The organism is Waterburya agarophytonicola KI4 (assembly GCF_020640915.1).
GTDB classification, from domain to species: Bacteria; Cyanobacteriota; Cyanobacteriia; order Cyanobacteriales; family Xenococcaceae; genus Waterburya; species Waterburya agarophytonicola.
The window spans coordinates 1-11,799 of the sequence record NZ_JADWDC010000009.1 but is presented as its reverse complement, the minus strand read 5'-3'; the positions used below and the strand labels follow the sequence as shown (position 1 = coordinate 11,799).

Sequence of the window (11,799 nt, the reverse complement as noted above, 5' to 3'; positions counted from 1 at the left end):
ACAAAAATGTTTAAAGCTCTACTGTGTCTGATAATTGTCTGTTTTTTTTGGTTGAATTTTGACCTGAGATCGGCAACAGCCAGACAAATTAAGCCTGAAATTTCTCCTGGGATTATCGTTTGTTTTTCTGGCGGTAGAGAAATTTTACGGGAGGAAATGATATCGGGTCCCTTTGCCGATGAATATAAATTTGCCCACAAAGTCAAAGTGAAAACCGATAGGGGAGAACAAAACTTAAATTTTGCTGGGGGACTGTGTATTATAGATCGCCCTGTCGCCCAAGCTCCAAAGAATTTGACCAAATCCGATCTCTTGAGCTGTTATTCAGGAGCTGATGAGATAGTTAACTTTGAAGTTTATGGCAGAGAAAGCACTGTAGATGAATACGTCGAAGGGCGAACATTTTTAGCCAAAGCCAAAGGCAAAGGATTTGATACAGATTCGATACATGAATATTTAGTGTTTAGCAACGGAGCTTGTATAGGCAGCGAAGTTTAAGCACAAAAATAGCTATATTTATTTCTTTTATTTCTTTTTAATTTATGACTTCAATAACATTTTTGCTTTTAGTGGCAGGACTAGTGTTGCTAGTGGCTGGAGCGGAATTCCTAGTCAGGGGTGCATCCCGCATCGCTGCTGTTTTACAAATCTCTCCTTTGATTATTGGACTAACTATTGTGGCATATGGTACAAGCGCGCCAGAGATGTTCGTTAGCGTTATGTCTGGCTTGTCAGGGCAGGGTGATATTGCTATGGGCAACGTTGTCGGTAGTAATATCTGCAATGTGCTACTGATTTTGGGCTTATCTGCTTTAGTTACCCCTCTAGTTGTGACAAAACAGATTATTCGTTCTGATGTGCCCATTATGATTGGTGTTTCGGTGTTACTGTTAATGTTTTGTCTGGATGGGAAATTAAGCCGAGTTGACAGTCTTATCTTATTTACTGGTGCCATAGCCTATACTCTTTCTTTGATGTATCAAAGTAAAAAACAAAAGACAACCCAGGATGAATTTACCCAAGAGTATGGTTTTGATGGTAATGTAACTTCTGGCTTGTGGTTGAAGAACATTATTTTGATTGTTGGTGGTTTAGCTTTACTAGTGTTAGGTTCGCGTTGGCTAGTTGATTCAGCAGTAAATATTGCTACGGCTTTAGGGGTCAATGAGTTGCTAATTGGACTAACTATTGTCGCTATTGGAACATCCTTACCTGAACTTGCTACTTCCGTTGTCGCTAGTTTTCGAGGAGAGAGAGATATTGCGGTGGGAAATGTCTTAGGCAGTAATATTTTTAATATTTTAGCTGTACTAGGGGTTTCAGGAACAATTTCTCCCGACGGCATTCAAGTCAGCGAAACTCTAATTCAGTTCGATCTTCCAGTCGCGATCGCAGTGGCTTTTGCCTGTCTGCCAATTTTTTATTCTGGTCAACGCATTGATCGCTGGGAAGCTTTGCTATTTTTATTTTATTACCTAGCCTATACTGGCTATCTTGTCTTAGATGTCACCAAACAAGATACTTTGCCTACATACATAGACATTATGCTTTGGTTTGTGATACCTCTTACTGTCATTACTCTAGTTACTATTAGCATACGAGAAAAAAGAGCAGCAGGGAAAAGAAGATCGTTATAAATTCAACTAAAAAATTGGCAAATTGAGTTACTTAAAGACAGCACGACATTGTTATAGAGAGCGATAATTATGAATTTTCCTACTACTTCCAATTCGGCTACTATGCCTCGGACTGATGAACTTTGGCATACCTTGAGCGGAGAAAAAACTACCGAATTATTAAAAAGTGATCGCGATCGGGGTTTAAGTATTGATCGGGTTTACGAGCGACAGTTGTACTTTGGCAGCAACGAATTAAAAGAGACGGCAAGGCGGGGTGCTTTGGGAATACTTTGGGATCAGTTTACCAATATTATGCTGGTGATGCTGATTGCGGTGGCAATAGTTTCAGCGATTTTAGATCTGCGTCAGAATAATTTTCCCAAAGATGCGATCGCAATTTTTAGCATTGTCATTTTAAACGGCATCTTGGGCTATTTTCAAGAAAGTCGAGCCGAAAAAGCTCTGGCTGCCCTTAAACGCTTATCGTCTCCCCATGTAAGGGTTGTAAGAGATGGAGCTACCCAAGAGATAGAAGCCAAAGAATTAGTACCTGGAGATATTATGCTCCTGGAGGCAGGAGTACAAATTGCTGCCGATGGACGTTTACTCGAAACCCGTAACTTTCAGATTGCCGAGTCTACCCTCACGGGAGAAACTACTGCCATTGCCAAGGATGCTGGTGCGGTTTTAATAGAGAATGCACCTTTGGGCGATCGCACTAATTTGGTCTTTCAAGGCACGGAAGTAGTTCAGGGCAGGGCTAAAGCGATCGTCACCAGAACAGGTATGGAGACAGAGATTGGGCGAATAGCTGCCATGATTCAGGCAGTAGAAAGCGAACCCACTCCCCTACAGCAGCGAATGACTCAACTGGGTAACGTGTTGGTAGGGGGGTCGATGGCATTAGTAGCTTTGGTAGTCATTGTGGGAGTGTTGCGATCGGGTTGGTCGGCTTTTGCCGAACTGTTAGAAATTTCTCTCAGTATGGCGGTAGCAGTAGTTCCTGAAGGTTTACCTGCGGTAGTAACTGTCACCCTAGCAATTGGAACGCAAAAAATGATTCGCCGTCAGGCATTAATTCGCAAACTGCCAGCAGTAGAAACTTTGGGTTCGGTAACGACGATCTGTTCTGATAAAACAGGAACGTTGACCCAAAACAAAATGGTGGTACAAAAAGTATATACTGGCTCCGATCGCTTTAGCGTTACGGGAGAAGGTTACGAACCATCAGGAACATTTTACTGTCAGGACAATAATCAAATAGAAATTTCTCTAGAAGTTAGAAAACTCTTCCAGGCTTGTGTTTTGTGCAACGATGCCCTTTTACAAAGTACACATAATCCTGTTACTAAAACTACAGATTGGACTATCTTAGGCGATCCCACCGAGGGAGCATTATTAACTTTAGCGGGAAAAATAGGCATCTTTAAAGAAGAGCTAAAGCAAATGCCTCGGGTAGAAGAATTTCCCTTTGATTCTGAGCGCAAGCGGATGTCGGTCATCGTAGCGGATGAAAATAGACTATCCTACCAGATGTTTACCAAAGGCTCAACGGAGTCAATCTTAGAAAGGTGCGATCGCATTTTTATTAAAGACAGTCCCGAACCCTTTACTTCTACTCAAAAGCAAGAAATTCTAGAAACTAATAATCATTTAGCTAGCATTGGTTTGAGAGTATTAGGTTTCGCCTATAAACCCCTAAAAGAAATTCCCCTCGCGAGTACAGAAGATGAGAGCGAAAGAGATCTGATTTGGTTGGGCTTAGTGGGAATGCTCGACGCACCCCGTATAGAAGTAAAAGAGGCAGTACAACGCTGTAAAAGAGCGGGAATACGTACGATGATGATTACTGGCGACCATCCTCTAACGGCCATGGCGATCGCTGGAAAATTGGGTATTGCTGCTCTGACAGATTCTTCTTTGACTGGACAAGAATTAGAAGTAATGTCTACAGCAGAATTAGAACAGGCAGTCGAAAAAGTAAACGTTTATGCTCGCGTATCTCCCGAACACAAGTTACGCATTGTTCAAGCCCTACAAAAGCGGGGGGAATTTGTGGCAATGACGGGAGATGGGGTTAATGATGCCCCTGCCCTCAAGCAAGCTGATATCGGTATTGCCATGGGCATTACAGGAACAGATGTCAGTAAAGAAGCCAGTGATATGATTTTACTAGACGATAACTTTGCCACCATCGTCGCTGCCACCGAAGAAGGACGAGTAGTTTACGACAATATTCGTCGCTTTATTAAATATATTTTAGGCAGCAATATCGGAGAGGTATTGGTTATTGCAGCAGCACCCTTACTTGGTTTGGGTGGCGTTCCCCTCTCTCCTTTGCAAATTCTCTGGATGAACCTAGTTACCGATGGTTTACCCGCCCTGGCTTTGGCATTAGAACCCGCCGAACCCAATGTAATGAGTCGTCCGCCCCATAGTCCTAAAGAAAGTATCTTTGCCCGTGGTATGGGCTGGTATATGGTCAGAATCGGAATTATTTTTGCTCTATTGACTATTACCTTAATGGTATGGTCTTACAACTATGATAGTGCCGACCATAACCCAGATCGCTGGAAAACTATGGTATTTACTACCCTCTGTCTGGCGCAGATGGGTCATGCTCTGGCGGTTCGTTCTGATATTAAACTAACTATTGAGATGAATCCCTTTTCTAATCTTTATTTATTAGGGGCAGTAACCCTAACTACCGTATTACAGCTACTATTAATCTACGTCGAACCCCTACGCAATTTCTTTGACACTCATTTACTTAGCCCTACGGAGTTAGGAATTTGCATTGGCTTTAGTATGCTGATGTTTGTCTGGATTGAAATGGAAAAACTATTCCAGCGATGGTTCTTAAATAGAAGTTAAATCTTACAAATAAGAATTATTCTTATTTACAGTAGTAAGTTTGATTTGTGAAGGATAATCCGCACCAGAATGGATGGCGATCGTAATAATTTCCCTTTCCATTAAACGAGTTTCAAAGGGTAATTTACCCGTACCAGGATTAACAGGATAAGCAGGAAAACAATCCGCACTAATACTAAGACGCAGACTATTTCCTGCTGCAAGACACATACAAGTATCCTGTAAGGGAATATTAACCGCTTGGATTTCTTGAGAAGTTGAATTAACAGTAATATAGCCTTGAGTAAAATTAAACACTTTACCGTCAGGTTGGACTACAGACAAAACCGCACATAAATCAAAACTAGGTTTTTCTACACTACAATAAACTGCTAAATTTACTGTTCCTGCAATATGTAAATCTGATGCTATGGGTGCAGAAGTGTAAGTTAGAATATCCGAACGACTATCTAAAGCACTGCGATCGAACGAACCTCCAGGATAAGTTGCGTGTCCCCCTAATGCCATTACAGGTCGCCAGGGATCGCGAACTATAATATCAATATTATTATCAAATTCCGTCATTTGTTCGGCTAAATCTGTTTCTAATAATTCGCGAGGAGAAATAGCATCCCCATCCCCTGGTTCTTCATATTGCCACAGCATTCCGCTATCTTCTCGAATACTAGCCAAACCATCACTAGCTAAATAATATACTCGATCGCTTTGAGGAAGACTGTCAAACTCTCGCCATTTATTGCTACCCATTTCAAACAAACTAATGGGAGATTCTTCCAAAAGCCCCGTATCAATACCCTTAAGAAAATAATCGAACCAACGAATTTGAATCTCATCTATGGGATTTTGAGCTTCTATTCCATAATCAATCCTACCTAATTTTCTGCCCCAAGGGAGATGCGCCCAGGCTCCTACTAAAAGATGTTGGGAATATTTGCTTTTAGCTGCCATAGTTCGATACAAGTTTAACGTACCCCGCAGATAGGGATCGAACCAGCCTCCCACATGAAGCATGGGCAAATCGATATTTTCTAATAAATATTTAGGCGATCGCTTTTGCCAATACTCAGCATCTGGATGGGGATTATTTAACCAGTGATGATAAAAAGAATCTGGTGCTAACTTCTGCATTAGTTCGGGGTTAGCAGGAATAAGATCGTTAACAGGTAGATTGCAACTGGCTTTATATAATTCTAGATAAGTAGCCTCATCCTCTTTTAAACGGGCTGTTTCTCCTGCTAATTGAATTGCCCAAGCCAAACTAGCATGGAGGCAAAACGCACCGTTTTCATAAGCCCAGTCAGTATAAAGATCGTAAGCAACCATTGCGGGAGCGATCGCAACTAATGCTTCGGGCTGATGTACTGCTGCATATAATTGAGTCATTCCCTGATAGGAAAAACCATACATTCCTACCTTTCCATTACTATTAGGTAGCTTTGATACCCAGGCGATCGTATCAAAACCATCTTCAATTTCATAACTAAAGAGATCGAAGTTACCTTCTGATGTTCCTCTTCCTCGTACATCTTGAATTACTACAATGTACCCTTGGGCTGCATACCAGCGAGGATGAGCATAGACTACAGTCGAAGCAATTTCCCTACCATAAGGCTGACGCATCAATAAAATTGGTAGTTTTTCCTTTGTATCAGGACTATATATATCTGCATCCAACCTCACCCCATCACGAGTTTGCATTGAAGCGGTATGTTTGATAATTTTGACCATTTATGGAACTGAATTTTTCTCCTGCCATAAATTACCCTATCGCTAATTGGGATAAGTATTGATAATTTTTTTCTTTTTCTAAATCTACCAAAACAACATTTAAAACTTCTAGCTCAAACTTCTCCGTGATTTTTAAATTAATTCGGAAATCAAATTATATTCGCCAACTTTAATAGCATCAGCACTATTAGTCCCTCCCATGACACTAATCAAATAGTTAGCATCTGCTTCAACAATAAAAGTAGCAGTTTCAGTAGTACCAATACCTATAACTTCGTTAGTTTCATCAAGAATAGATTGAATACTTCCTGTTGAATCGATTTGCAATAGATCGAGTTTTCCATCAAAAACATCACTGCTAAAGCTTACTTTAATCTCTTGTCCGACTTCTACATTTTTTATCAAATAACTATCTTCTTCAACAATTTCAATAGATGATTCAAGATCTGTATCCGTTAAACTGCCCGTTACAGTATCTATAGTTTGAATTGAATCTATTGCTGTTAGCGATTGATTTTCTAGATTAAAATTATTTACATTAATACTGTCTACAGTCAGATTATATTCTCCTATCTGATTCGCTCCTTTGGTTTCTACCGAGACAAAAAATGATTCTTGCGAACCTACTTGAAAAGTTAATTCCGAATAACTGTTCGTCAGAAGCAAATTTAATCAATAAAATTTGAGCATTAGCTTGAGCTAAATTGACTAATTGCTGTTGATAATTATTTTGAATATTTTTGTTGGTAGTCATAAGAATAGAGAATTAAAAATTTAATATTAGAAGATAAAATTATTGAAAACGATAAATAGGCGATCGCTTTAGTTCATTAAATATTTATAATTCCTCTCTAATATCACACCGGCTAGCATCACCGAATCCATCAGAGCATTCTTGCTGGGTTTCAATAGAATCATTATCTTCTCTTTCTCCTGAGTGCGCTCAAAAACAGTTGGTAATGTCAATCAGGCGATCGCGGTCAAGTAGAACTAAAAAAAGTCTAATCGTCTCTCTCAATGATTGATTTTTCAAACAGCACGAAGATGGGGAATTTTTGTAAATGCCCTAGAAATTTAAGGTTAATTAAAAAGCAGAAGAAAGGCTTTTTAGCTTAATTTTGTAGCCAAATTAGAAGTAAAATCAAGCCAGCTTTTTCTCGATGAGATGAGTCCAAAAGTCTGACCACCATTCATTGGCTCGGATAACTCGTAAAGCTAACATGGGATTAATTGAATCGGGGTGCCATGTCGCTCCTGGAATTTTTAATCGCTTTTGAGGAATATAACGATGGGCACTTTCAACTTCTCCAGAACCGATTGGTAATCCTTGGATTTTATAAAGCTCGTAGTGGCAAGCGTCTGCAAACCGTTGTAAATATTGGGACAGGTTGTCTAATTTGTTCAGTGCTGGACTGTTGTGAAAATAACGATTGACGAATTTAATCGCTTTTTTAGCTTTTCCTCGGTCAATCAGGCTCAGAAGATGGCTAGTCCAAATTTGACAATGTATACCAGTTAAGCTGAGAGCATCAGCAGTTTGATAAATATGTTGTTTGAGATGAATACGGTCGAGAATAAATTTAAGATTAGGAAATCCCACTTCAAGAGCCTCACGTAAACCATTTCCTCCATCGGCAATGGCAGTCACTTCCGTTTCTTTGCCCATCCCTTGATTAATAGCTGCACCTACCAGTTGTTTTACTACAGCAGGATATTTGTCCATTCGAGCGATAAAAGTTCGCTTTTGGCGGTCGTCAACTGGACGTGCAAATCCAACTCTGACTTCACGCCAATTAATTGTTCGCTCTTTTTGGATGAGCTGACGTTTCGGAGTTAATTCTGCTTTTTGAGCACACCCATAGACTCCTGTGCGAATCTGACAACCATCCAATTCAACTATCAGTCTGGGTAAACTTTGGGTTTGATTTTTATGGTCGTCGGCTTGCTGTTTAAGACTATCCAAGCGATGCTCAATATATTGCTGTCCTAAATTAGCGATCGCTTCGACTTCTCTTCTAACTGCATTTTTTTCAACCCAAAAGCCGTAATGTTCTTGAAACCTCTTGGCTGCTCCTTCAAAGGATTCTTCTGCTCCAAACTCGGTTAAGATTCGTTTCACTCCTATAGAGTAATCTCCGTGAGCAATTCCTAATTTTTCAGTAACAGGACGAATTCCTTGTTGATTTTTTTTATTCCATAAATAGGGTGACTCTATTTTCAACTGCCCAAAGATTACTGTATATTTAATTTTCGGTCTTCTATGGATAATCCAACCAGGTTGTTTTACTTGGCTTGTAACTTGATTAACTAACAAACTTAATAACATTGACATCACCCTCAAGCCAATGGCTCGTAACAATGATAATAAGTCTGTGTCAACTTGATTTACTTTTTCAGCTAGATTTGGCTCTTCCTCTACTATCTTTTCAAATAGAAGATTGCTGATTTGTTCAATAAGATCGTTATAATTTTGATTCATGGCAGTGTCTTAATTGATTCATCTCTTTAAACACTGCCTTTTTTTGGCTTCTTTAATTCTGTTGATTTCGGCTTGAAATTTCTATTTCCTCAAAAGCGAGATCGTTAATAAGCGATCGCCTGATTGACATTACCAACTGTTTTTGAGCGCACTCCTTTCTCCTCTGCTATTACTCGAACTACTACCACTACACGAAATTAAAAATAAAGATAAGAAAATAGCTAGAGAAATTATGTATTTATTCTCTTTATGTTTTTCCTGAGACATTATTTAGTCACTCCATTTAAGCTTTTATCTAAGTAAAAATAGCATTTTTTTGCTAATAAAATTAGTCTTAGTTTGCCCAACTATATCAATAATCAATACTAATTATTAATGTCACCAATTAATTATAAGTAAAAATAACTACTAAAAATTCAAAAGTTTGATAATTCAAGGATTTTATTCTTTTGTAATATCTTCAGTAAAAATACTTAAAAAAAATTCAATTCTAAAACAATTACGTATAATTACGGTTTAAAAAAAAAGAGACATATATCTTAATTTAAGTAAATCTCACGATACTAAGGTTTAATATGACTTATTCAATCCAACAGTTATCAAACCAACGATGGGGAATTTACGTACAAACAAAACTACTGGCAACTTATGGTTGTCAGCACAACTGTTTGAGAGTGTGGGAACTATTAGAAAAAAGAAATAAAACTGGTTTCAAAACTTATAAAATGACTGCTTCTGCTTCAGCAGTTAAACAAGCTGCATAAAAATAACAAGATATATAACAAGCAAATAATAAAAAAATGATGACTATCGAAATTTTAGTAGGAATTGATGACTGTACCCTTGCTGTTTATCGATGTGTCGATCAAACATATCGCTTTAGCGTATTCAACGTCATGGGTCAAATATATACTTGCAATAGCAGCTTTCCCACATTGAGTAGTGCCAAATTGATGGGTAACTCTACGATTAAAAGACTAGCCATTGAAAAAAACTAAGAAAGTATTGGTAAATACATAATGAACTTGTTTAGTAGTGGGACAGTGGGGTAATTCGCGTAATGGGGAGAATCCTACAAAGGTTAAAAACTTGAGTAATGTTTAATAACCTGGGAATTACTGTAGACCTGTAAAATTAACTTTATATTTTCCTAACGTTTACTACATTTTTCGTAAAACAGTAGACCGCAACCTATCCCTTGATAGTGGTGCAATTAGGAGTATGTAGTTTCGATCTACAGTAATTAAAGCTCTATTTTTAGATATCTTCATGAACATAAATACTGTTTCCACAACTCCTTTTTCAGATCAGAAACCAGGAACATCAGGGCTGCGTAAGTCCGTTGCTGTTTTTCAAAAGCCTCACTATTTAGAAAATTTCGTTCAATCAATATTTGATTCTTTAGATGGCTGTGAAGGTCAAACGATAGTTTTAGGTGGGGATGGTCGTTACTATAACCGCGAAGCAATTCAAGTCATTATGAAAATGGCTGCTGCCAATGGTATTGGACGTATATTGGTAGGTAAAAGCGGAATTATGTCTACTCCTGCGGCTTCTGCTATTATTCGCCAATATAAAGCTTATGGTGGAATTATTCTTTCTGCTAGCCACAACCCAGGTGGGCCAGATGGAGACTTTGGCATCAAATATAATATTACTAGTGGTGGCCCCGCACCAGAGAAAGTAACTGAGGCAATTTACGATCGCTCTAAGGTTATTGATAGCTATAAAATACTGGAAGGGGATGATATTAATTTAGATAAACTAACCGTGACGCGCTTGGGTGAAATGAGCGTTGAAGTTATCGATCCTGTTGAGCCTTACGCTCGCTTGATGGAGTCTTTATTTGATTTTGACAAGATTCGTCAGTTGATCAAAAATGACTTTAAAATGTGCATTGATTCTATGCACGCAGTTACAGGTACATACGCCAAAGATATCTTTGAGAAGCGTTTAGGTGCAGATTCAGGTACGGTGCTAAATGGCATCCCTTTAGAGGATTTTGGTGGGGGACATCCCGATCCTAATTTAGTATACGCTCACGATTTGGTAGACATTATGTTTGCTAAAGACGCGCCCGATTTTGGTGCAGCTTCCGACGGTGATGGCGATCGCAATATGATCTTAGGCAACAACTTTTTTGTTACTCCTAGCGATAGTCTGGCTGTATTAACCGCCAACGCAACTTTAGTCCCAGGATACAAAAATGGTTTATCTGGCGTTGCCCGCAGTATGCCTACTAGCGAAGCAGTAGATCGAGTAGCCGATAAGTTAAATATTTCCTGCTATGAAACTCCTACTGGCTGGAAGTTTTTTGGCAACTTGCTAGATGCGGACAAAGCTACCCTTTGCGGAGAAGAAAGTTTTGGTACTGGTTCAAACCACGTCCGCGAAAAAGATGGACTATGGGCAGTACTATTCTGGTTAAACATACTAGCAGTAAAAGGAGAATCCGTTGAAGCGATCGTCCAAGATCACTGGAAAACTTACGGACGCAATTTCTATTCCCGTCATGACTACGAAGAAGTAGCTACTGAACCCGCTACCGAACTTATGGAGCGTTTGCGCAGTATGGTCGGTACAATGGCTGGCAAAAAATTTGGTAACTATGAGGTAAAATACGCTGATGACTTTAGCTACAACGATCCTGTAGACAATAGCGTCAGTAAAAAACAAGGTATTCGTATTGGTTTCACCGACGGTTCGAGAATTGTTTTCCGTCTTTCTGGTACGGGAACAAAAGGCGCAACGTTGAGGTTATATGTAGAGAGTTACGAACCCGATGCTAGCAAGCATAATATCGACACCCAAGAAGCGTTGAAACCTTTGATCGATTTGGCGCAAGAGATAGCTCAAATTAAGGAATACACCAAGCGCGATGAGCCTACTGTAATTACCTAATTAAAGAACGAGTAATTAGGAATTGGAATTATATTGAGAAAGAGGGAGTTTGGCGGGAAGATTTGCCAGATTTAATCTGTAATTAAAGTGAAATCCTGCCAAACTTCCCTCTAGTCATTAAATAGGGGTAATAGACATACTACCAGGGGCGACGCACCTAAATCTCAAAAGCCAAGCAGAGAAAGGGTTTAAATTAAA

Annotated in this window: 9 protein-coding genes; 6 read left to right on the top strand and 3 right to left on the bottom strand. The window is 39.2% G+C overall.

Annotated features, from left to right (window positions below; translation table 11 throughout):
• The first annotated feature begins 6 nt into the window (after positions 1–6).
• The 3 genes from I4641_RS05330 (at position 7) to I4641_RS05320 (ending at position 4,493) form a co-directional block, all read left to right on the top strand.
• The gene (locus I4641_RS05330) at positions 7–498 is read left to right on the top strand and encodes a hypothetical protein (RefSeq protein ID WP_229639436.1); all 492 of its coding nucleotides are present in this window, start codon (positions 7–9) and stop codon (positions 496–498) included.
• Positions 499–542: 44 nt separating this feature from the next.
• A complete protein-coding gene (locus tag I4641_RS05325) occupies positions 543–1,637 on the top strand; it encodes a calcium/sodium antiporter (protein ID WP_229639435.1) in 1,095 nt (364 codons plus the stop codon).
• Positions 1,638–1,706: 69 nt separating this feature from the next.
• On the top strand, positions 1,707–4,493 hold the full coding sequence (locus tag I4641_RS05320; RefSeq protein ID WP_229639434.1) for a cation-translocating P-type ATPase: 2,787 nt from the start codon (positions 1,707–1,709) through the stop codon (positions 4,491–4,493).
• Between the two features lie 3 nt (positions 4,494–4,496).
• On the opposite strand, the gene I4641_RS05315 is transcribed toward I4641_RS05320, so the two are convergent.
• The 3 genes from I4641_RS05315 to I4641_RS05305 form a co-directional block, all read right to left on the bottom strand.
• Positions 4,497–6,221 carry a CocE/NonD family hydrolase gene (locus I4641_RS05315; protein ID WP_229639433.1) on the bottom strand — a complete coding sequence of 575 codons (1,725 nt, stop codon included), beginning with the start codon at positions 6,219–6,221 and terminating at the stop codon, positions 4,497–4,499.
• Positions 6,222–6,353: 132 nt separating this feature from the next.
• Entirely contained in the window at positions 6,354–6,887 is a 534-nt protein-coding gene (locus I4641_RS05310) for a hypothetical protein (RefSeq protein ID WP_229639432.1), read from the bottom strand.
• 475 nt (positions 6,888–7,362) lie between these two features.
• Positions 7,363–8,700: a hypothetical protein gene (locus I4641_RS05305; protein ID WP_229639431.1), complete on the bottom strand. Its 1,338-nt coding sequence runs from the start codon at positions 8,698–8,700 to the stop codon at positions 7,363–7,365.
• 575 nt (positions 8,701–9,275) lie between these two features.
• Here I4641_RS05305 and I4641_RS05300 point away from each other — a divergent pair.
• The 3 genes from I4641_RS05300 (at position 9,276) to I4641_RS05290 (ending at position 11,601) form a co-directional block, all read left to right on the top strand.
• Positions 9,276–9,464: a hypothetical protein gene (locus I4641_RS05300; RefSeq protein ID WP_229639430.1), complete on the top strand. Its 189-nt coding sequence runs from the start codon at positions 9,276–9,278 to the stop codon at positions 9,462–9,464.
• A gap of 36 nt (positions 9,465–9,500) precedes the next feature.
• Complete coding sequence (locus I4641_RS05295; protein WP_229639429.1) at positions 9,501–9,698, top strand: hypothetical protein; 198 nt, start codon at positions 9,501–9,503, stop codon at positions 9,696–9,698.
• Positions 9,699–9,969: 271 nt separating this feature from the next.
• Positions 9,970–11,601: an alpha-D-glucose phosphate-specific phosphoglucomutase gene (locus tag I4641_RS05290; RefSeq protein WP_229639428.1), complete on the top strand. Its 1,632-nt coding sequence runs from the start codon at positions 9,970–9,972 to the stop codon at positions 11,599–11,601.
• Positions 11,602–11,799 lie beyond the last annotated feature (198 nt).

What these genes read in the sequence shown, in the direction of transcription:
- I4641_RS05315 (WP_229639433.1), bottom strand. Translation starts at nt 6,221, where the DNA reads ATGGTCAAAATTATCAAACATACCGCTTCAATGCAAACTCGTGATGGG.
- I4641_RS05305 (WP_229639431.1), bottom strand. Translation starts at nt 8,700, where the DNA reads ATGAATCAAAATTATAACGATCTTATTGAACAAATCAGCAATCTTCTA.
- I4641_RS05320 (WP_229639434.1), top strand. Translation starts at nt 1,707, where the DNA reads ATGAATTTTCCTACTACTTCCAATTCGGCTACTATGCCTCGGACTGAT.
- I4641_RS05300 (WP_229639430.1), top strand. Translation starts at nt 9,276, where the DNA reads ATGACTTATTCAATCCAACAGTTATCAAACCAACGATGGGGAATTTAC.
- I4641_RS05295 (WP_229639429.1), top strand. Translation starts at nt 9,501, where the DNA reads ATGATGACTATCGAAATTTTAGTAGGAATTGATGACTGTACCCTTGCT.
- I4641_RS05290 (WP_229639428.1), top strand. Translation starts at nt 9,970, where the DNA reads ATGAACATAAATACTGTTTCCACAACTCCTTTTTCAGATCAGAAACCA.
- I4641_RS05330 (WP_229639436.1), top strand. Translation starts at nt 7, where the DNA reads ATGTTTAAAGCTCTACTGTGTCTGATAATTGTCTGTTTTTTTTGGTTG.
- I4641_RS05325 (WP_229639435.1), top strand. Translation starts at nt 543, where the DNA reads ATGACTTCAATAACATTTTTGCTTTTAGTGGCAGGACTAGTGTTGCTA.